Here is a 20,647-nt window from a genome sequence, read left to right on the forward strand (position 1 = left end):
GTGCAGGCCGCCGCGTTCTACCAGGGCCAGATGCTGGCCGCGAAGCCGACCATCGCCACGTTCACCGCGCAGTCGCTGCTCAGCCGCCGCAGCGATGCGTTGCTCAGCTGCGTGGGCAAGAAGGGGCTGGTGCTGCGCCTGGAAGACGACGGCCCGCGCGAGGGAACGCGTGCGGTGTTCAACGTCGACATCTTCCAGCCGTGCTGGCGCTGGCCGCAGGCGCAGCTGGACGGCATCGGCAGCGTGGAGGTCCGCGCGGGGCGTATTCCGTACTACTTCCAGCTGGCCCACGACGAGCCCAAGCGTCGCTTCGAAAAAGCGAGGCGCGCGCATGGCGAAATGCAGGTGCGTCACGGCGATTGCAGCGGCAAGGTGCTGGCTGAAGTACCGCTGCCGGCCACGCCCGATGCCGATGGCTTCGTGACCCTGCGTGCGGCGCTGCCGAAGGGCACGCAGGGCACGGGTGACCTGTGCATCAACTTCACCGGCGATACGCGCCCGGCGATGTGGGTGCTGGATGAGGTCACGCTGAAGAAGTAACCGCAAGCCTGTCCTGGCGCAATCCATCCACGCATGGCGTGGATCTACTGTAGAGCCGAGCCCATGCTCGGCTGCCTTTCGGGAGGAAGCCGAGCACGGGCTCGGCTCTACAGGAACCTCAGCCCCGCCAGCGCACCAGCAGATCGCGCAACGGGGTCAGTGCCGTGGCCATGCCGGCCAGCACGCCGATCGTGTTGGCAATGGCGTCCATCGGGTCGGCAGTGCGGTTGCTGGTCAGCGCGCCCTGCGCGAACTCGATGCCGACGCCCATCAGCACCAGCCCCACGCCCACCCACAGCAGCGGGCGCCCCGGCCGGAACAGCTGCACCGCGCTGCCGGCCAGGATGAAGTAGGCGAGGAAGTGCTCGCCCTTGTCGCTGTTTTCCGGCAGTGGAATCGGCGGCGGCGGGATCAGGCAGACCACGACCACCAGCAGTACCGCCAGCACCCACAGCACAGTCCACAGCCGCGGCCGCCGCAGCGGCTTGATCAGCGGCAACGCACTGCTCACAGGCGCCAGCTCAGGTCGCCCAGTTCGAACGCCGGCTCGAAGTCGACGCCGCGCTGCAGGCCGATGGCCTGGAAGCGCTCGCCCATCTCGGTCGGCAGGGTCAGCTTCTTCACCTGGTCACGCAGCTGGATACGGCCGACCTCATCCGTACGCTCTTCGGCCAGCAGCAGCACCTGGTCCAGGCCGTTGCCGAGCAGGAAACTGGCCTGGCTGCAGTACCCCGCCAATTCGAAACCACCGTGCATGCCCGCCTCGGCCATCGCGGTGAAATCCACCGACGCGGTGATGTCCTGCAGGCCGGGCCAACGATGCACGTCGTTGTGCACGTGGTGGCGGTAGAACGCGCGGACTGTGCCATCGTCGCGGTCGTGCTGGTAGAACTCGCTGCGGCTGTAACCGTAATCGACAAACAGCATCGCACCACGCTGCAGGCCGCCAGCCACTGCCTGCAGCCAGTACGGCAGCTGCGGCAGCACCTCGGAGCGGTAACCGTCGGCAAAGGGCTTTTCCAGGTAGCGCTCGATGTGGCGCACCGCACCGTTGAGCAGGATGTCAGCCGGCTGCGCGCCACGGATGAAGTTGCCTTCGCCATCAAGCTCGACGGTTTCCTCATAGACCTCGCCGTCCCGGATCAGGAAACGCGGGGTCGGCAGCGCGTCGATCACCTCGTTGGCGAACACCACGCCCTCCCAGTCCTCCTCGAACGGGCGGTCGATCCAGTCCACGCGCGCGGCCAACTCGGCCGGCAGGTTCTGCTGCAGGCGCTGCTGCTGGCGCTCGCGCAGGTCGGCGCTGGGTTCGAGGATGGCGTAGCGCGATGGCAGCGCGTCCAGTTCGGCCAGGCGCAGCAGCACGGCCTCGGCGAAGGCGCCGGTACCGCCGCCCAGTTCCAGCATGCGGGCCTGCGCGCCCAGCTGGGCGAACACTGGCGCCAGCGCATTGGCCACGCTGCCGGCGAACAGGCTGCCGAGCTCGGGGGCGGTGGTGAAGTCGCCGCTGCCACCGAACTTGCTGGCGCCGGCGCTGTAGTAGCCCCAGCCGGGGGTGTACAGGCACAGCTCCATGAAGCGCGAGAACGGCATCGCCCCGCCCTGCGCAAGGATTTCGGCGCGCAGGGCGGCCGCCAGCTGGTCGCTGTGGGCCAGGGCATCGGCTTCGGGCAGGGGGAAGGTGGGCTGCATGGCGTCTTCGAATGCGGTGACAATGGTGCACAGGATAGCCGAGCCTTGGAGGACCCTCGATGAGCGATACCCACCCCGTGGTCCTGATCACCGGCAGCGCGCGCCGGATCGGTGCGGCCATCGCCCGCCAGTTCCACGCCTGTGGCTGGTCGGTGGTACTGCATGCCAACACCTCCAGCGCCGAACTGCAGCAGGCCGCGTTCGATTTCGACAACGTGCGGCCCGGAAGCGTGCTTGCGCTGCAGGCCGACCTGCGTGACGCCGACGCCCTGCCCGACCTGGTGGAACAGGCCGTTACCCACTTCGGCCGCCTGGACGCGCTGGTCAACAACGCCTCCAACTTCTATGCCACCCCGCTCGGCCAGGTCACCGCCGAGGCGATGGACGAGCTGTATGCGGTCAATGCGCGCGCGCCACTGCTGTTGTCACAGGCGGCCGCGCCCTACCTGCGCCGCCAGCAGGGCTGCATCGTCAACCTGACCGACCTGCACGGCACCGACCCGATGCGCGACCACATCGCCTACACGATGGCCAAGGCCGCGCTGGAGATGGCCACCCGTTCGCTGGCGCTGGAGCTGGCGCCGAAGGTGCGGGTCAATGCGGTGGCGCCCGGCGCGATCCTCTGGCCGGAACAGGGCAAGGACGATTTCGCCCGCGAGGCCCTGCTGGCGCGCACGCCTTTGGCGCGGATCGGTACGGTCGAGGAGATCGCCGAAGCGGTGTACTGGCTGGTGGCCGAAGCCAGCTTCGTCACCGGCCACACGCTGCGCGTGGATGGCGGGCGCACGGTCAGCTGAGAGGTTGCCGGCCAGCGGCCGGCGCTACCAGTCATGCCGGCCGCTGGCCGGCAACCTCCATCAATCCAGGTCAACCACCTCGAACGCCTCGCCAAACTGCGCGTGCGCGCGCCACAGCGTCGCCAGGTCCAGCCCGCTGACCGGATCGATGAAGTCGGGCGCGATATCGGCCAGCGGCTTCAGCACGAAGGCATGCTTCAGTTCGGGACGGGGAATGCGCAGGTGGCCGGGACCTTCCACCACCAGGTCGCCGTAGAACACCACGTCGATATCCAGGGTCCGGTCGGAGAAGCGCGGCCCACTACGGTCGCGGCCGTGCGCGTCCTCCAGCGCATGCAGCCAGTCGTCCAGTTCCTGCAGCGGCAAGTCCGTCTCGATCGCCACCGCGTTGTTGAGGAAGGCCGGGCCGTCGAAGCCGACCGCGGCGGTACGGTAGGCCGGCGAGACCTGCAGCGCGCCGAAGCGCTCGCGCAGGGCCGCCACCGCGGCGTGGAGGTAGCGGCGGGGCTGGACATTGCTGCCCAGGCTCAGGAGCACGGTCGTCATGCGGTTCAGGTGGCAGCGATGGGGGGCGTGGACATGCCGTCGTCACGGCGGCCTGCCTACAATCCGGGACGCACATGATAGGGCACCGACATGACCTATTGCGTTGGAATCGAGGTGGACGAGGGCCTGGTCTTCGCTGCCGACACCCGGACCAATGCCTCGCTGGACGATGTACGCGTGCATCGCAAGCTGCACGTGTTCGAATATCCCGGCCAGGCAGCCTACGTGCTGATGGCGGCTGGCAACCTGGCCACCACCCAGCTGCTGGTGTCGCGCCTGGGCCGCGATGCCGCAGAGCGGCGCGTGCCCAACCTGCGCGACATGACCCACCTGTTCGAAGCCGCCGCGTATGTGGGGCAGCTGCTGGTGGACAGCCAGGTGCACAGCAGCCACAGCGAACACGGCCATGACGGGGTCAACACCCAGGCCACGCTGATCTTCGGCGGCCAGATCGCCGGCGAGCGGCCCGGGCTGTACATGATCTACCCGCTCGGCAACGCCATAGCCGCCTCGCCGGAGACGCCCTACCTGCAGATCGGTGAATCCAAGTACGGCAAGCCGATCCTCGACCGCATCCTCAGCCCCGCCACGCGCCTGGAGGATGCCGCCCGCACGGCGATCGTCTCGTTGGACTCCACCATCCGTTCCAACCTGTCGGTAGGCCTGCCGATCGACCTGGCGCTGCTGCGCGACGGTGAACTGCGCATCGGCCAGCAGCTGCGGCTGGGCGCGGATTCCACGCTGTATGCAGACATCCACCAGAACTGGTCGCGGCGGCTGGAACAGGCGGTGGACGCGCTGCCGCGGTTCCCCTGGGAAACCGCCCTGTAGAGCCGAGCCCATGCTCGGCTGTCGAGGTCAATGCGAACAGCAGCCGAGCATAGGCTCGGCTCCACAGAACCCCAGCGGCATCAGCCCAGCGCCTCGGCCACTGCCCGGAACACCTGCTGCATCTGCAGCGGCTTGCGCAGTACATGGACGTCCACGCCGGCCGGGAAGGCATCGGCAGGCACCGCCACCGCCGCGTCCTCCAGCACCAGCGCCGGGCCGCGATAGCCCAGCGCAGCCATCTCGCCCAGCAGCTGGCTGGCCGGCAGCAGCTTTGAGCCGGCGTCTGCAATCACCAGCGCCGGCATCGCCTCCTGCTGCATCCAGCGCAGCGCCGCCGGGCCATCGGAGGCCAGCTGCAGCTGATACCCCTGGCTGGACAGCGCGTTGCCGAGCAGCGACAGGCGCGTGGCTTCGCCGTCGACCACCAGGATCGACTGGCCACTGCCCAAGGCCACCAGCTGCTCGATCGGCTCGCTGCGGTCGCTGGCTTCGTGCATCGGCAAGCGCAGCTCGAAGCAGGTGCCCTGCCCCAGTTGGCTGCTGACATGGATGCTGCCGCCGGCGCCTTCGACGATGCGCTTGCAGGAAATCAGGCCCAGGCCGGTGCCATCGGCCTTGGTGGTGAAGAACGGATTGAACAGGTGCGACAGCGTGTCCGCATCCATGCCGATGCCTTCATCGGACACGCAGATCTGCATCCAGTCCACGCCATCGCGCTGGCCGGCATGGCTGGCGGTCAGGCTTAGGCGGCCACCGTTGGGCATCGCCTGGATCGCGTTGAGCGCCAGGTTCAGCATTACCTGCTGCAGTTCGGTGTAGTTGGCGTCGACCACCAGGCCTTCGTCCTGCACCTGCAGTTCCAGGCGCACGGCATCGGGCACGTTGCTGCGCAACAGCAGCGCCACCGCATCGAACAGGCCCTTGATCTCGATGCGCTCGCTCGGCTTGCGCGAACCACGCACGAACGACAGCATCGACTCGGCCATCTCATGGCCGCGGCGGCCGCACTCGGCGATGACGTCGGCCAGGTGGTGCAGCTGCGGATCCTCGGTACGGGCCTTCAGCAGGTCCGGCATGATCAGCAACGGCTGCAGGATGTTGCGCAGGTCGTGGCTGAGGCCGGCGGCGAGCAGTGAAAGGCTTTCCAGGCGCTGCGCACGCATCAGTTCGGTTTCCACGCGTGCGCGCTCGACCGCACTGCGTGCATCGCGGATCGCACGTGCGACCGCCGAAGGCAGGCGCGCAGGCTGGTGCTTGATGATGTAGTCGTTGGCGCCCTTCTGCAGCGCCGCCACCGCATTCTCCTCACCCATCGTGCCGGAGACGAAGATGAAGGGCACCTCCGGCGAGGTCTCGCGCACGATGCGCAGCGCGTCGTCACCGGAGAACCCCGGCATGCTCAGGTCGGACAGCACGATGTCCGGCTGGAACACCGCCAGTGCCTGGCGCAGTTCCGCCTCGCTCTCGACACGCTCGAAACGGGCCTCCAGGCCCGCGTCGAGCATCTGTTCGGACATCAGCTCGGCATCTTCCGGTGAGTCTTCCACCAGCAGGATGCGCAGCGCCCCCAGGGCGGGACCGGTCAGGGGCATGGGCTCACTCGAGTTCCGGTGCCTGGTTGATCAATGCCCAGAACTTGCCCAGGGTCTGCACCGCGCCGAAGAACTGGTCCACGTCCACCGGCTTGACCACGTAGGCGTTCACGCCCATGTCCCAGCTGCGGGCCAGGTCGCTTTCCTCGCGCGAGGACGACAGGATCACCACCGGCAGGCGCTTGAGTTCTTCGTGCTCGCGGATCTGCCGCAGCACTTCCAGGCCATCCATGCGCGGCATCTTGATGTCCAGCAGCAGCACCGCCGGCAAGCCTTCCTCGCGGTTGGCGAAGGCACCGCGGCGCAGCAGGTAGTCCATCACTTCCACGCCGTCCTCGACGTGCACGATGGGATTGGCCAGACGCGCTTCCTCCAGGGCGTCGATCGCCATTTCGGCATCCGCCGGGCTGTCTTCAGCGAGAAGAATGGTGCGCAGAGTCGTCATGCAGAAGGACCTTGTTTGTCCGCGTCGGTCGCGGGGGGCAGGTAGAAGTGGAAGGTGGCGCCGACGTCCGGTTCGGCCTCGGCCCAGATACGGCCACCATGGCGGGTCAGCACGCGGCGCACGCTGGCCAGGCCGATGCCGGTCCCCGGATAGTCACTGGCCTTGTGCAGGCGCTGGAACACACCGAACAGCTTGCCGGCGTAGGCCATGTCAAAGCCTGCACCATTGTCGCTGACCGTGAACTGATGGCCGCCGTCGGGCTGCTGCTGGTAGTCAACGCGGATCTTCGCCGGCTCGCGGTTCCCCGAGTACTTCACTGCGTTGCCGAGCAGGTTGAGCCAGACCTGGCGGATCATGTTCTCGTCGCCCACCACGATCGGCAGCGGCGCGATGCTCCACTCCACCTGGTGCGCATGGCCGCTGTTCTCGGCCTCGGCCTGCAGGTTGGAATCGAGCATGGCGCGGGTGTCGGCCACCAGCGACTGCATGTCCACCGCCTGCTGCCGCATCGCCGCACGGCCAAGGCGCGAGTAGACCAGCAGGTCGTCGATCAACGCTGCCATGCGCCGGGCCGAACTGGAAATCACGTCCAGATAGTGGCGGCTCTTGTCATCGGCCTGATCGCCGAGGTGGCGCGACAGCTTGTCGGAGAATCCGGCCACGTGGCGCAGCGGTGCACGCAGGTCATGCGAGACCGAATAGCTGAAGGCCTCCAGCTCGCGGTTGACCTCGGATACCTGCGCAACCTTGCCTTCCAGCTGGCGGTTCAGCTCTTCCACGCGCAGCTGCACTGCGCGCTGCATGGTGACGTCGCTGATGGTCAGCAGCACCACCTCGTCATCGCTGTCGGGCAGCGGCATGCGCCGCGCGTTGAGCAGCATGTAGCGCACCATGCCGTCAGCGGTGCGCTGCTCGTGCTCGAAGTCCCACAGTTCGCGACCGCGCGACAGCACGTCGGCCAAGCGCTGCCGGACCACCGGGTCCTGCCATGCATTGTCGCCAACGTTTTCCAGCAGCAGGCCGTCGGCGCGCTCGTCCTGCAGGCCGTACAGCTCAGCGAACGCTGGATTGTGCAGCTGCACGCGCAGGTCGCGGTCGAGCAGCACGATCGGTTCGCGCACGGTCTGCAGCACCGACGCCGCACGTGCAGCCGAGCGCAGCGATTGCCGCTCGGCATGCAGGCGACGGCCGATCTGCCGCTGCAGCAGCCACAGCACCAAGCCGAGCAGCGCCAGCTGGATCACCAGCGAACTCCACGACACCAGTTCGGTCTGCTTGCGTTGGCGCGCCGCCTGCTCGGCGCGCAGCGCCAGCAGCTTCTGCTCGCTGGCCTGCAGTTCTTCCACCAGCCCGCGGATGGGATAGCGCGTACTCAGGTCCTGCACCAGCTCGCGCTGGTCGCTGTTCGGCTCGGACCTGGCCAGCTCGCGGGCGAGTGTCATGCGGCCTTCCAGCATCGATTCGATCCGACCGATGCGGATCAGCTGGTCGGGATTGTCGCGGGTCATCCGGCCCAGCTCGGCCAGGCGCCCGGGAATTTCATCGGCGCGGGCCATGCGCTCGCGCAGGCCGGGGGCATCCACGCCCTTGGACAGGGTCAACGCGGCCGATTCAACATCGCGCACATCGGCCTGCAGTTGCTGCAGTGCCACGCCCACGGCCTGGGTGTGGTTGACCCAGGCCATCGCTTGTTCGCTGTCCTGCTGCAGTTTACGCAGGGTCAACCACGGCACCACGATGATCGCGGCGGCGGCCAGCGCCAAGGCCGGCAACCGCCAGCGGTCCCAGATGTCGTCACTGAAAACCAGCGCCATAGTTCCTCGTCAGCTCTGCCGCGACGCGTTGGCCGGGCCGAACCCGGTTGCGGCGGAACCGGCAATATAGCGCAGGCGGTCACAACTCTGGAATTTCCAGCGCGGCCAGCTGAACGGGTTGGCAATCAGACCTGTAGGGCCAAGCCCATGCTCGGCTGCCTTGGAGTTCCAGCCGAGCGTGGCTCGGCTCTACAGGTCAGCGGGCGCCCCACGCGGGGGCGCCCAACCGGTTCAGCGCTTGGCGGCAGCGCTGACCTTCAATGCGGCGGCATCGACGCGGGTCACGCCCTTGATGCCCTTGGCGGTGGTGACCGCCTTGTCCTTCTCGGCCTGGGTGGCCACGGTGCCGCTCAGGCTGACCACGCCGTTCACCGTTTCCACCTTGATCTCGGTGCCCGGGACGTTGCTGCTGGTCAGCAGGTCCGCCTTCACCTTGGTGGTGATCCAGCTGTCGGTCACCGGTTCGTTGGAATCATGGCGATCCGCATGGGTAGCCGGATGTGCGCTGGTGGTCGGCGGGCTCTTCGCGGCCGGGTCCTTGGCGAAGGCGGCCGAGGAGGACAGTGCCAGGCCCAGCGTCAGGGCAGAAGCAATCAGCGTGCGAGTGGTATTGCTCATCGTGTCGTTCTCCTTCGGGATGTGCTGCCAGTCTGGACAAGCGCACGTAGAGCAGGCGTGGCGTCGCGGTCATGCCGCCGTGAATCGAAGCGTTTCCAACGGCAACGGTTCAGTTTTGGGCTGTCCGCATCCGTCGTTTACCCTGCCCTTCCCCCCCCTGCCGGAGCTCTGCCATGCGCCCCGACCTGCACCTGGCCCTGATCGGCTACGGCCTCGCCGGCCGCGTCTTCCATGCGCCGCTGATCCAGCACACGCCCGGCCTGGTCCTGCACAGCATCGTCAGCTCGCAGCGCGACACGTTACTGCGCACGTTCAGCAACGTACACGTGCGTGCAACGCCACAGGACGTGTTCGACGATCCAGCGGTGGATGCGGTGGTGATCGCCACGCCGAACGAACAGCACGCGCCACTGGCGATGGCCGCGCTGGCCGCCGGCAAGCACGTGCTGGTCGACAAACCCTTTGCGCTGGATGTGGCCGAAGCGGAAACGGTACTGGCCGCAGCACGCGACGCCGGCCGCATCGCCACCGTGTTCCAGAACCGGCGCTTCGATGCCGACTTCCTCACGCTGCAGGCGCTGCTGTCCGAAGGCACGCTGGGCGAGGTGGCCGAATGCCATGCGCATTTCGACCGCTACCGGCCGCAGGTGCGCGACCGTTGGCGCGAACAGGACGGGCCAGGCAGTGGCCTGTGGTACGACCTCGGCCCGCACCTGCTGGACCAGATGCTGGTGCTGTTCGGCTGGCCCGACGCCATCGATGCGGATCTGGCCGTGCAGCGCCAAGGTGGCACCGGCATCGATTACTTCCACGCCGTACTGCACTACCCGCGGCATCGCGCCATCGTGCATGCCGGTTCACTGGTGGCTGCCCCTGCCCCGCACTTCAGCGTGCATGGCAGCAAGGCCAGCTGGATCAAGTACGGCCTGGATGTGCAGGAGGCCCAGCTGCGCCGCGGCGTAGCACCGGGTGCGCCCGGTTGGGGCATCGATCCCCGGCATGGCGAACTGGTGCGCTGTGATGCAGAAGACAATGTTCTGCGCAGCACCGTCGACAACCTGCCCGGCGACTATCGTCGGTTGTATGCGCAGTTCGCAGCGGCGATGCACGGCGACGGCGAAGCGACGGTCAGCCCGATGCAGGCATTGCAGTTGATGCGGCTGCTGCAGGCCGGCATGGACAGCGCGCGCGAAGGGCGGCGGATCGCGTTGGACTGACCAGTAGATCCACGCCATGCGTCGATGACGTGGCAACGATCGGAGACGGCTTTTGTAGAGTCGAGCCATGCTCGACTGGTTGCATGGGATCAGAACCCTTTCCTGCGGAAAGGGATCCGACCCTGATCTGCCCGGGGTCGGATCCCTTCGGCAACGCCGAAGGGCTCTGACCCCACCGCAGTGCTTACGACTTCTTGATGGCGTGGCCGCCGAATTCATTGCGCATCGCCGACAGCAGGCGGTCGGTGAACGAATTCGATTCGCGCGAACGCAGGCGTTCCAGCAGCGACAACGTGATCACCGGTGCCGGCACGTCCAGCGCGATGGCTTCGGCCACGGTCCAGCGGCCTTCGCCGGAATCCTCCACGTATGGCGCGATGCCTTCCAGCGACGGATTGCGCTTGAGTGCTTCAGTACTCAGGTCCAGCAGCCACGAACGCACCACGCTGCCGTGGCGCCAGACTTCGGCCACCTGGGCCAGGTCCAGCGCCATCTCCTGCTTGCGCTCCATCAGCGCGAAGCCTTCGGCATAGGCCTGCATCATCCCGTACTCGATGCCGTTGTGGACCATCTTGGTGAAATGGCCGGCGCCGGATGGACCAACACGCGCCCAGCCGCGATCCTCCGCCGGTGCCAGCGTGCGCAGCAGCGGTGCGATCTGCTCCACCACCGGCGCTTCGCCACCGACCATCAGGCTGTAGCCTTCCTGCAGGCCCCACACGCCGCCGCTGGTGCCGCAGTCGACGTAGCCCAGATCGTCCTCCGCCAGCGCCTTGGCGCGACGGATCGAGTCCTGGTAGTTGGAGTTGCCGCCGTCGATGACGATGTCACCCTCGGCCAGGTGCGGGGTCAACTGGCCCAGCGTCTGGTCGACGGTTTCGCCGGCCGGTACCATCAGCCACACCACGCGCGGCACCGGCAGCGCGGCCACGGCGGCGGCCAGCGAATCAACCACTTCCAGGCCGGCCTCTGCAGCGCGCTGGCGCGCACTTTCGCCCGGGTCGTAGCCGACCACGCGGTGGCCGCCGCGATGCAGGCGCTGGGCCATGTTGGCGCCCATGCGGCCGAGGCCGATCATTGCAATATCCATTGTTTCACCTTCAGTTGGGGTCTAGGGTCAGGCTGCCTGGCCTGCCGGTAGCCGCGCAGTGGCGCAGCTGCGCCTCGCGCCAACGCCGGTAGAGCGTGGTATGCAGATTGTGCACCGCCAGGTCGATCGAAAACGGCGTTCTCGGGTTGCGATCGAGCAGGCGGACGATGTGGTAGCCGATAGGACGTATACCGCGCGGATGCACGTAGATCACGAACTGCTGGTAGAACGGATCGTCCAGCAGCTGATCCATGCGCACAAGAGCCGCGTGGTAGCGCGGCGCCAGGCGTGCGCGCAGCTGTGGATCGCGCTCGAACAGCAGGCGCTCGAAATAGCGCTGGCCGATGCGCGGGATGTCCTGCGCCAGTTTCCAGAGCTCGGCATTGCGCTGGTCGTACCAGGCCAGGCCGGCATGCAGCGCCAGCGCCTGCGCAGCGCCCTCGCCCACCTCGACCACCACGAAGTTCTCGGCCTGGTTGCTCAGGTCGTCCAGCGTGCCTTTGTCGTACACATGTTCGATGAAACCGGGCACGCCCACGAACGCCTGCCGCCCCATCGCCGAGGTGCGCACCGCCTTGCCATCGGCGAAGAGGTCGCCCGCATGCGCGCCGAGCAGGATGCTGTCGGTGTCGTGCAGCGCGAGGAAGGTGCCGATCGACAGTTCCTCCGCTGCGAACCCGGTGTCGAACGCAGCATCGCCATACAGCTCGCGCTGGGTGGCCAGCTGTGCGACCTGGCGGCCGACACCGCATTCGGCACGCACGGCACCACTGTAGAACGCCTGCAGCGCATGGCTGTTGCCCGCGCGGGGCACGAAGCCACGACCGAAACTGCGCGTACGCTGCCAACCCTGTGCCGGTGCGCCCTGCAATCCGAAGCCGATCCATCCCAGCTGCGGGCCGGAGAAGCGGAACGTGGGATTGCCCTGCAATGCCGAAGTCGCGCGCCGCGTGGCCGCCCCCAGCTCAAAGGCATAGGCGCAGACGGTGGCGGGGTCATCCAGCAGCTGCTGCAGCAGTGCCTGCCGAGCGGCAGCGGGCAGCGCCGCCGGCCACCGCACCTGCAGGTCGCCGGCCGCTTGTGAATCAGCCAGCGAGGCACGCGTACATACGGGACCACCGCGCACCTGCGGCGCGGTGAAGGACGCTTCTTCGAAGCGCCACCCCAACCGCTGCAGCAGGCCCTGCGTACAGTCCGGGGATGGCGCTGCCACGACCCACGCGGGCGCCAGCAGCAGGGCTGCAATCAGCCACCTGCCGCGCACACTCAGCCCTGGTCCGTGACCGCCGGTGCGGGTTCCGGCGCCGCTGCCGGCGATGGCGATGGCGTGCCAGCCGCGGCCGGCAGATACTGCTGCAGGCGCTGGAAGAAGCGACGATAGAACTCGGCATCCGTGACCGTGCTGCTGGCCACCTTCACCAGCGAGTCGTCGTTGCTGCCGAACGGCAGCGACACCGAGCCCAGCGCACCCACGCCGACACTGGCCGAGGTCGGGCTCTTCTTCAGCGCGTAGCGGTCCTGCACGGCACTGACGAACACCAGCGTCTGGCTGCCGCGCGGGGCGCAGGAGATGCGCAGCACCAGCTGCTCATGGTCATCCTCGCGCGGCTGGAAGTTCTTGTTGCCCTCCACCTGCGCATCATCGGAACGGGCGATGGCATAGCCTTGGCTGAGCAGCGTGCGGCGCGCGGCCTCGCAGGCTTCGCCGGGGCGTCCCTCAACGGTGCGCGAGAAGGTATCGCCGGAATCGAAAGACTCGCGCAGCACGGTGCTGTCGGCGGCGCGGCCACCACAGCCCGAAAGGATCAAGGCGCTGGCGCACGCCACGGCAGCGCGGGAAAGACGGGAGGCCCGCATGGGTACTCCTGCGAGAACGGAAGCACCAAGGGTAGTCCCGCCCCCGTGTGCGGCAGGTCGATATGGCCCCCCACGTTGCTCCCGGTTCATGCACGTAAAAGGGGACGGAGGGGATCAAGTCGTTTGCGGCACTTCACTGGCCCGGGCATGGCCCGGCGCGACCGGGAATGGGCTTCCCAAACAGAAAGGGGCCGGCAATGCCGGCCCCTGCGGATGTCGCGCGCCGTCTCCGGCTCAGTCCGCCCAACGCCCCGCGCCGGTGGACTGCGGCAGCACCTGGGCCGACAGCGGACGGTCATTGGCCAGCAGGTTCACCGCGTCGGCCAGGATCGAGGCCGACTCGCGCAGCAGCGGGTCCGGACGCTTTTCGGCGGCCTTCTCGCGGGCGGCATCCTTCACGATGTCGCGTTCGTTGCCGGTCAGGCCATCATCACTGCTGTCATCGGCCAGCGGGTCCAGGGCCAGGCCCAGCTCCTTGCGCTGCAGCTGGCGTTCCTTGCGCTGGGCGTCCTGGCGCTCGCGTTCGGCGCGACGGGTGGCCTCGTTGAGCGAGATGTACTTCTTCGCCGCCTCGGTCCGGAACTGCTGCACGTCCTCGTTCCACCACTGGAATTCCTTGTCGGTGGCGATTCGCGCGTCGTGGCGGGCCTCCAGCTTCGGCAGCAGCGGCGCGAAGTTGCCGTACTGGGTGTGCGGCACGGCGGCGATGCGGGTCCACGGCAGGGCGTTATCGTAGGTGCTCTCGCCGAACTCGGTGGCATCGACGCTGGCCGGGAAGGCCAGGTCCGGCACCACGCCCTTGTGCTGGGTGCTGCTGCCGCTGATGCGGAAGAACTGGGCGATGGTCAGCTTGACCTGGCCGAAGCGCTGGGTCTCGCCACTCGGCCAGCGGTCGAGGTCGACGATGTTCTGCACGGTGCCCTTGCCGAAGCTGGTTTCACCGATCACCAGGCCACGACCGTAATCCTGGATCGCGCCGGCGAAGATCTCCGAGGCCGAGGCCGAACCGCGGTTGATCAGCACCGCCAGCGGGCCATCCCACGCCACGCCCTGGTTGCGATCGCTGTTGACGGTGACGCGGCCACCGGACTCGCGCACCTGCACCACCGGGCCCTGCTCGATGAACAGGCCGGTCAGTTCGATGGCTTCATCCAGCGAACCGCCGCCGTTGTTGCGCAGGTCCAGCACCACGCCGTCCAGCTTGTCGTTCTTGAAACCAGCCAGCAGCTTGGCCACGTCACGGGTGGCCGAGGCATAGTCGGCCGCGTTGCGGCGGCGGCCTTCGAAATCCTGGTAGAAGGTCGGCAGCTTGATCACGCCGATCTTCCGTGCCGGCTCGCCGTTGGCGGCCGGAATGGTCATGGTCTCGCCCTTGGCGGCCTGTTCGGCCAGGCGCACCTTCTGCCGGGTCAGCACCAGGGTGTGGTGCTTGCCATCGGCACCTTCGGCAGCTGGAATGAACTCCAGCTTGACCTGGGTGTCCTTGGCGCCGCGGATCTTGGCCACCACATCGTCGATGCGCCAGCCGATCACGTCCTCGACCTGGCCAGACTTGCCCTGGCCAACGCCGACGATGCGGTCACCCGGCTTCAGCGTGCCGTCCACCGCAGCCGGGCCGCCGGCGATGATCTCGCGGATCACCACCACGTCGTCCTGGCGCTGCAGCTGCGCACCGATGCCTTCCAGCGACAGCGACATCGCCTGGTTGAAGTTCTCGGCCGTGCGCGGGGTGAAGTAATCGGTGTGCGGATCAACCGCGCTGGTGTACGAATTCATGAAGAACTGGAAGACGTCTTCGCCCTTCAGCTCGTTGACCGACTTCTCCAGCGTCGCGTAGCGCTTGTCCAGCGTCTTGCGGATATCGTCCGGCTTCTTGCCTGCCAGCTTCAGGCGCAGCCAGTCGTTCTTCACCGACTTGCGCCACAGCTCATCCAGCTCGGCGCTGCTGGCCGCCCACGGCACCTTCTTGCGGTCGTACTCGAAGCGCTCGTCGGTGGTGAAGTCCGGCTCCTGCTTGAGCAGCTTGCGCGCAAAGGCCACACGTTCGCCGACACGCTGCTTGTAGACCGCGAACACCTGGAACGCCGGCTCAAGCTCGCCGCCACGGATGGCCGAGGAGATGTTGGCTTCGAAGGGCGCAAAGCGCGCCACGTCGGCCTGGGTGAAATACTGCTTGGCGCCGTCCAGCGTCTCCAGATAGCGCTTGAACACGTCCTTGGAGGTGGCCTCGTCCAGCGCACGCGGGCGGTAGGCGTAACGACTGTCGGACAACAGGCCATACACCAGCTTGGAGGTGGTCACCTGATCGGCAGTTGCCGCAGCGGGCAATGCAGGCGAGTCGGCCTTGGCCGCCAGCGCCAGCGGCGCGACCAGCGCCAGGGCCATCAGGAATGCGGGGGCTTTGAATTTCATTGACGTGCTCGAAGGCGCCTTGCCAAGGGAGAGACTGCAGGGTGTTCAGACACCCCGACAGTGCCGAAAGTTGCCGGGTTTGTCACCCGGCCGCGCTCGGTGGAAAACCAGCCTAGCCGGGCCGGTGTAGCAAATTGTGAATGCATGTAGAGCCGAGCCCATGCTCGGCTGGCCGGCAGCAAGCAGCCGAGCATGGGCTCGGCTCTACGGCAGGCAGAGGTGTGCGGTCCGCACCCACAGGAGAAGCAGCTCCCACCCACCGGCAGGATGTCAGGAAACGCCGGCGCCCTTGGCCTGCACGTCGGCGTGGTACGACGAGCGCACCATCGGGCCGGAGGCCACGTGGCTGAAGCCCAGTTCGTAGCCGTAGACTTCCAGCGCCTTGTAGTCCTCGGGCGTCCAGTACTTCAGCACGGGGTGGTGGTGCGCGGTCGGCTGCAGGTACTGTCCGATGGTGATCATGTCCACGTCGTGCGCGCGCAGGTCACGCATCGTGGCCTTGATCTGTTCGAAGTCCTCGCCCAGGCCCAGCATGATGCCGCTCTTGGTCGGCACGTCCGGATGCTGCGCCTTGAAGTTCTTCAGCAGGTTCAGCGACCACTGGTAGTCCGCACCCGGGCGCACGTTGCGATACAGGTCCGGCACGGTCTCGATGTTGTGGTTGAACACATCCGGCGGGTTCTGCGCCAGGATCTCCAGCGCACGTTCCATGCGGCCCTTGCCGCGGAAGTCCGGGGTCAGCACCTCGATGCGGGTACCCGGCGACTTCTCGCGGATGGCGGTGATGCAGTCAACGAAATGCTGGGCACCCCCGTCGCGCAGGTCATCGCGGTCGACGCTGGTCACCACCACGTACTTCAGGCCCATGTCGGCCACGGTCTGGCCGAGGCTGGCCGGCTCGTTGGCATCCGGCGGCTTCGGGCGGCCATGGGCCACGTCGCAGAACGAGCAGCGCCGGGTGCAGACCTCACCGAGGATCATGAAGGTGGCGGTGCCATGACCGAAGCACTCGTGGATATTCGGGCAGCTGGCTTCCTCGCATACCGTCACCAGGCGGTTCTCGCGCAGCTTGGCCTTCAGGTTCTGCACGGCATTGCCCGAAGGAATACGCACGCGGATCCAGGACGGCTTGCGCAGTACCGGCGCATCGGCGAACTGCACCGGCGAACGGTTGATCTTGTCACCGCCCAGCTGCTTGACCCCGGCCTGCAACGGCGCGGTGGACGGAGAATCGCCCTGCACGATCTGCAGGGGAATGGAACGGGCGGTGGTTTCAGTCATGGCAGTTCCGGGGAGCGGTCAGGCGGCCGCAGAAAGATCGGGCAGTTCGGGCGTGTGCTGCAGCAGCAGGCCAAACTGGCGGGCCAGGTGGTCCAGCAGCACCGGCTTGACGGCGTCCATCCCGGAGGGGCCGCCCAAGTCCAGCACCGAGGTCACCTGCAACCCCTGATAGCCACAGGGATTGATGCGGTGGAAGGGTTCCAGGTCCATGGCCACGTTGAAGGCCAGCCCATGGAAGGTGCAGCCGCGGCGCACACGGATGCCGAGTGCGGCGATCTTGGCACCACCGACGTAGACGCCCGGGGCGCCCTCGCGGCGTTCGGCGCCGATGTTCCACTCGGCCAGGGTATCGATGAGCGCCTGCTCGATGCGGCACACGTAGTCGCGCACACCGATACCCAGCCGTGGCAGGCGCAGCAACGGATAGATCACGATCTGGCCGGGACCGTGATAGGTCACCTGGCCGCCGCGGTCCACGTGCAACACGGGGATGTCGCCCGGCGCCAGCACATGCTCGTCCTTGCCGGCCTGGCCCAGGGTGAACACCGGATCGTGCTCGACCACCCACAGCTCGTCGGCATCGGCGTCGCTGCGCTGGTCGGTGAAGCGCTGCATGGCGCGCCACACCGGTTCATACGGCTGGCGGCCGAGGTCACGGACCAGCGCCGGACGCGGCGCACGGTCCTCCGGGGCGGCTTCGGCCGGGCAGGAGTCGGCTACAGCGTCCACTTCACTTCCGGGTGGTCACGCAGCGCCTGGTGCGCCAGGTCGTACTGTTCGCGGCTCTCGGCCTTGAACACGATGCGGACGGACACGTACTTGCCGTTGGAGGAGTGCTTCCAGCTGATGCGTTCGTTCACCACATCGATGCCGGCGGCCAGCAACAGGCGGGGAAGCTCATGCTCCAGGCCGCGGTTGGCCGGGCCCATGGCGCTGAGCTCGAACTGGCCGGGGAACTGGAAGCCGTGGTCGGGGTTGTCGGACTTGATTTCCATGGCCCCATTATCGGGCCGCAGGGCAACAAACCCAAGAGTATTCATCAACGCCAGGACCGCACCGGCGGTCTGCTGCGTTGCAGGCGGCCCAAAGGGACGGGCCTGAGGCCCAACGGCAGCTGACTGCAATCTCCTGACCGTCACCAGCGCGAACATCGTACGGGCGGCCCGCGACCGCCTTCACGCCCGGCCTGCGGCGCGTACGCGGGTAACAAATTGTGCCCCCCGGACAATGTTGTTTTCGGAACAGACAAGTGATCTGGACGTGCTCGTTCCGACGCGCGGGCACGAGTAACGTAGCGTTGCAGAAAACGACTGAAAACCGCCCCCTTCCCCATGAGCATTCCATCCATGCGTAGTGTCGCAGCTCTCGGGCTCGCCGGCCTGCTGGCCTCTGCCCTCCCGCTTGCCGCCCAGGCGGCCGAACAATGTGGCCCGGACGCCATGCGCGACCACCCGCCGCAGGTCAATTTCCGCGTCGACAACGACCTGTTCGGCGGCCGCCACCAGGATCAGGGCTATACCAACGGTGCGCTGTTGACCCTGGTCTCCCCCAATCTGGTCGATTACACCGACGACCCCTGCCTGCCGCGCATGGCGCGCTGGGTGAACCGGTACCTGGAAGGGCTGCATCCGGGCAAGTTCGAACAGCAGAACATGATCTTCAGCATCGGCCAGGGGATCTTCACCCCGACCGATTTCACTCGCAGGGACCTGATCGAGGACGACCGCCCTTACGCCGGCGTGCTGATCGCGAACTTCGGTTTCAATGCGCGCAGCGGCGACCGCCTGCAGACCACCCAGCTGACACTGGGCGTGGTCGGTCCGTGGGCACAGGGCAAGCAGGTGCAGAATGCCGTGCACGACGTGCTGGGCGACGAAAAATTCAAGGGTTGGGACAACCAGCTGCACAACGAACCACTGTTCATGCTGACCCATGAGCGCATGCGCCGCTGGCCGGGCGATGCCAGCGTCAATGCCGACGGTTGGGGTTGGGACGCGATCAGCCACTACGGCGGGTCGATCGGCAACCTGGAAACCAAGGCCAATTTCGGCGGTGAAGTGCGCTTTGGCTGGAAGCTGCCGGACGACTTCGGCAGCACGCCGCTGCGCCCGGCCGGCGAAAACACCGCGCCGACCCGCCGCGGCCGCCCCAGTGGGTGGTCCTGGCACCTGTTCGCGACCTCGGACGCTGCCTGGGTGATCCGCGATATCACCCTGGATGGCAACACCTTCCGCAACAGTCACAGCGTGGACAAGCGCCATGTGGTGGCCTACGGCGGGTACGGCGTGGCGGTGATGTACGGCCGCTGGAAGTTCGCCGCCGCGCGCTACCACAGCACGCGCGAGTTCAACGGCCAGCGCGAGGCGCCGGTGTTCGGCAGCTTCACCATCAGCCGGTCGCTGTAGGCGAGGGGCTGATGGTGAAGCGGGCAGGTGCCGACCGTTGGTCGGCACACCGGTTATTGCATCGCTCGCTGCAAGCGAGCGGGTGAGGGTAGTGCCGGCCGCTGGCCGGCTGTTGGCACATCCGGATGGGTTCAAGCGGAGCCGGCCAGCGGCCGGCACTCCCCGCATCCGCACGCAACCGGCATCCCGAAACAGAAAAGGCCGGCATTCGCCGGCCTTTTCGTTCACCACGCCGGGGCGTGGATCATTCCGATTCCCACCACATCCAGAAGCTGTCCCACAGGCGCTTGAAGAAGCCGGCCTGCTCGACGGCGGCCACGGCCACCAGCGGCGCTTCGGCGACGACCTTGCCATCCAGGGTGACCTTCACGGTGCCGATCTGCTGGCCGGCGGTGAACGGTGCTTCCAGGGTCTTGGGCACATCAATGCTCGGCTTCAGGTCGTTGTAGCGGCCGCGCGGCACGCTCACCAGCATCGGCTGGGCCACGCCCAGCTGCACCTTGTCGGTGGTGCCCTTCCAGACCTTGTGCTCGGCCACGGCCTTGCCCGGCTCGTACAGGCGGTGGGTCTCGAAGAAGCGGAAGCCCCAGTTCAGCAGGGCCAGGCTGTCATCGGCGCGCTGCTTTTCCGACGCACCGCCCAATACCACGGCGATCAGGCGCTGGTCGCCGCGCTGCGCCGAACTCATCAGGCAGTAACCGGCTTCGGAGGTGTGGCCGGTCTTGATGCCGTCCACGCTGCCGTCGCGCCACAACAGCAGATTGCGGTTCGGCTGCTTGATGTTGCCGACCTGGAATTCCTTGATCTTGTTGTACGCGTAGGTTTCCGGGTAATCACGCACCATCGCGCGGCCCAGCAGCGCCAGGTCGTAGGCAGTGCTGTGGTGGCCTTCGGCAGTCAGGCCGTGGGCGTTGACGAAGTGGGAGTTCTTCATGCCGATCTTGGCGGCGTAGCTGTTCATCAGCGACGCAAAGGCTTCTTCGCTGCCGGCCACGTGCTCGGCCAGGGCGATCGCGGCGTCATTGCCGGACTGGATCGCCATGCCCTTTTCCATGTCTTCCAGGCGTGCGGTCTGGTTGACCGGGAAGCCGCTGTAGCTGCCATCGGTGCCGGCGCCGCCTTCGCGCCAGGCGCGCTCGCTCATCATCACCTGGTCATCCGCACGGACCTTGCCGTTCTTGACCTCGGCGGCAACCACGTAGGACGTCATCACCTTGGTGATGCTGGCCGGCGCGAGCTGCTCGTGGATGTTTTCGCCAGCCAGCACCTGGCCGGTGGCGTAGTCCATCAGCACCCAGGCCTTGGATACGCTCGGCACCGGCGCCGGCGGGGTGGCAACGGTGGCCGGGGCGGCAGCGGCGGCGGCGGGCGCCGGCGTGGCCGGGGTCGGCAGCGGGGTCTGGGCGGAAGCCAGGCCCACCACCAGGGTGGCGGCCAGGGCGGTGGCGGCGGAACGGAAATTCATTGGACAGCAGGCTCCAGGGGACGGCCAGGAATGGAGGGTGGAACG

General features: G+C 67.2%; 19 protein-coding genes and 1 pseudogene. 5 read left to right on the top strand and 15 right to left on the bottom strand.

Annotated elements, in window-relative coordinates:
• Nucleotides 1–540: pseudogene (locus AB839_RS12880) on the top strand (carbohydrate-binding protein); the annotation flags it as partial.
• 118 nt (nt 541–658) lie between these two features.
• Here AB839_RS12880 and AB839_RS12885 read toward each other — a convergent pair.
• A complete protein-coding gene (locus tag AB839_RS12885; RefSeq protein WP_061479675.1) occupies nt 659–1,051 on the bottom strand; it encodes a VanZ family protein in 393 nt (130 codons plus the stop codon).
• Nucleotides 1,048–2,232 carry an SAM-dependent methyltransferase gene (locus AB839_RS12890; RefSeq protein ID WP_061479676.1) on the bottom strand — a complete coding sequence of 395 codons (1,185 nt, stop codon included), beginning with the start codon at nt 2,230–2,232 and terminating at the stop codon, nt 1,048–1,050. The genes AB839_RS12885 and AB839_RS12890 overlap by 4 nt, the downstream gene beginning before the upstream one ends.
• Before the next feature lie 59 nt (nt 2,233–2,291).
• Between AB839_RS12890 and AB839_RS12895 the strand changes: the two genes are divergently transcribed.
• A complete protein-coding gene (locus tag AB839_RS12895; RefSeq protein ID WP_005419347.1) occupies nt 2,292–3,029 on the top strand; it encodes a pteridine reductase in 738 nt (245 codons plus the stop codon).
• 60 nt (nt 3,030–3,089) lie between these two features.
• On the opposite strand, the gene folK is transcribed toward AB839_RS12895, so the two are convergent.
• On the bottom strand, nt 3,090–3,575 hold the full coding sequence (gene folK, locus AB839_RS12900) for a 2-amino-4-hydroxy-6-hydroxymethyldihydropteridine diphosphokinase (RefSeq protein ID WP_053498221.1): 486 nt from the start codon (nt 3,573–3,575) through the stop codon (nt 3,090–3,092).
• Nucleotides 3,576–3,665: 90 nt separating this feature from the next.
• On the opposite strand from folK, the gene AB839_RS12905 reads away from it, so the two are divergent.
• Nucleotides 3,666–4,406, top strand: a complete 741-nt coding sequence (locus tag AB839_RS12905) for a 20S proteasome subunit A/B (RefSeq protein ID WP_061479677.1) — start codon at nt 3,666–3,668, stop codon at nt 4,404–4,406.
• Between the two features lie 80 nt (nt 4,407–4,486).
• On the opposite strand, the gene AB839_RS12910 is transcribed toward AB839_RS12905, so the two are convergent.
• The 4 genes from AB839_RS12910 to AB839_RS12925 all read right to left on the bottom strand — a co-directional run bounded on the left by AB839_RS12910 (nt 4,487) and on the right by AB839_RS12925 (nt 8,875).
• On the bottom strand, nt 4,487–5,998 hold the full coding sequence (locus tag AB839_RS12910; RefSeq protein WP_061479678.1) for an ATP-binding protein: 1,512 nt from the start codon (nt 5,996–5,998) through the stop codon (nt 4,487–4,489).
• Between the two features lie 4 nt (nt 5,999–6,002).
• Nucleotides 6,003–6,443: a response regulator gene (locus tag AB839_RS12915; RefSeq protein WP_005411057.1), complete on the bottom strand. Its 441-nt coding sequence runs from the start codon at nt 6,441–6,443 to the stop codon at nt 6,003–6,005.
• Nucleotides 6,440–8,257 carry an ATP-binding protein gene (locus AB839_RS12920; RefSeq protein WP_061479679.1) on the bottom strand — a complete coding sequence of 606 codons (1,818 nt, stop codon included), beginning with the start codon at nt 8,255–8,257 and terminating at the stop codon, nt 6,440–6,442. The genes AB839_RS12915 and AB839_RS12920 overlap by 4 nt, the downstream gene beginning before the upstream one ends.
• A 231-nt stretch (nt 8,258–8,488) precedes the next feature.
• Nucleotides 8,489–8,875: a BON domain-containing protein gene (locus AB839_RS12925; RefSeq protein ID WP_053498227.1), complete on the bottom strand. Its 387-nt coding sequence runs from the start codon at nt 8,873–8,875 to the stop codon at nt 8,489–8,491.
• 173 nt (nt 8,876–9,048) lie between these two features.
• On the opposite strand from AB839_RS12925, the gene AB839_RS12930 reads away from it, so the two are divergent.
• The gene (locus tag AB839_RS12930; protein ID WP_061479680.1) at nt 9,049–10,092 is read left to right on the top strand and encodes an oxidoreductase; all 1,044 of its coding nucleotides are present in this window, start codon (nt 9,049–9,051) and stop codon (nt 10,090–10,092) included.
• A gap of 184 nt (nt 10,093–10,276) precedes the next feature.
• On the opposite strand, the gene gnd is transcribed toward AB839_RS12930, so the two are convergent.
• The 7 genes from gnd to AB839_RS12965 form a co-directional block, all read right to left on the bottom strand.
• Nucleotides 10,277–11,182, bottom strand: a complete 906-nt coding sequence (gene gnd / locus AB839_RS12935) for a phosphogluconate dehydrogenase (NAD(+)-dependent, decarboxylating) (protein ID WP_061479681.1) — start codon at nt 11,180–11,182, stop codon at nt 10,277–10,279.
• Nucleotides 11,183–11,192: 10 nt separating this feature from the next.
• Nucleotides 11,193–12,431: a hypothetical protein gene (locus AB839_RS12940; RefSeq protein WP_061479707.1), complete on the bottom strand. Its 1,239-nt coding sequence runs from the start codon at nt 12,429–12,431 to the stop codon at nt 11,193–11,195.
• 17 nt (nt 12,432–12,448) lie between these two features.
• Complete coding sequence (locus tag AB839_RS12945) at nt 12,449–13,039, bottom strand: DUF2242 domain-containing protein (RefSeq protein WP_061479682.1); 591 nt, start codon at nt 13,037–13,039, stop codon at nt 12,449–12,451.
• A gap of 234 nt (nt 13,040–13,273) precedes the next feature.
• The gene (locus AB839_RS12950; RefSeq protein ID WP_005419368.1) at nt 13,274–15,451 is read right to left on the bottom strand and encodes a carboxy terminal-processing peptidase; all 2,178 of its coding nucleotides are present in this window, start codon (nt 15,449–15,451) and stop codon (nt 13,274–13,276) included.
• 270 nt (nt 15,452–15,721) lie between these two features.
• Nucleotides 15,722–16,732: a lipoyl synthase gene (lipA, locus tag AB839_RS12955; protein ID WP_061479683.1), complete on the bottom strand. Its 1,011-nt coding sequence runs from the start codon at nt 16,730–16,732 to the stop codon at nt 15,722–15,724.
• 18 nt (nt 16,733–16,750) lie between these two features.
• Nucleotides 16,751–17,461, bottom strand: coding sequence for a lipoyl(octanoyl) transferase LipB (gene lipB / locus AB839_RS12960; RefSeq protein WP_005419373.1), 711 nt, complete (start codon nt 17,459–17,461; stop codon nt 16,751–16,753).
• Nucleotides 17,449–17,727 carry a YbeD family protein gene (locus tag AB839_RS12965; RefSeq protein ID WP_005411067.1) on the bottom strand — a complete coding sequence of 93 codons (279 nt, stop codon included), beginning with the start codon at nt 17,725–17,727 and terminating at the stop codon, nt 17,449–17,451. The genes lipB and AB839_RS12965 overlap by 13 nt, the downstream gene beginning before the upstream one ends.
• A 351-nt stretch (nt 17,728–18,078) precedes the next feature.
• Here AB839_RS12965 and AB839_RS12970 point away from each other — a divergent pair, with 351 nt between their 5' ends.
• A complete protein-coding gene (locus tag AB839_RS12970; RefSeq protein WP_080376906.1) occupies nt 18,079–19,137 on the top strand; it encodes a lipid A deacylase LpxR family protein in 1,059 nt (352 codons plus the stop codon).
• 244 nt (nt 19,138–19,381) lie between these two features.
• Here AB839_RS12970 and AB839_RS12975 read toward each other — a convergent pair whose 3' ends face one another.
• A complete protein-coding gene (locus tag AB839_RS12975) occupies nt 19,382–20,602 on the bottom strand; it encodes a D-alanyl-D-alanine carboxypeptidase family protein (protein WP_061479685.1) in 1,221 nt (406 codons plus the stop codon).
• Between the last annotated feature and the right edge of the window lie 45 nt (nt 20,603–20,647).

Source organism: Stenotrophomonas sp. DDT-1 (assembly GCF_001580555.1).
Lineage (GTDB): Bacteria > Pseudomonadota > Gammaproteobacteria > Xanthomonadales > Xanthomonadaceae > Stenotrophomonas > Stenotrophomonas sepilia.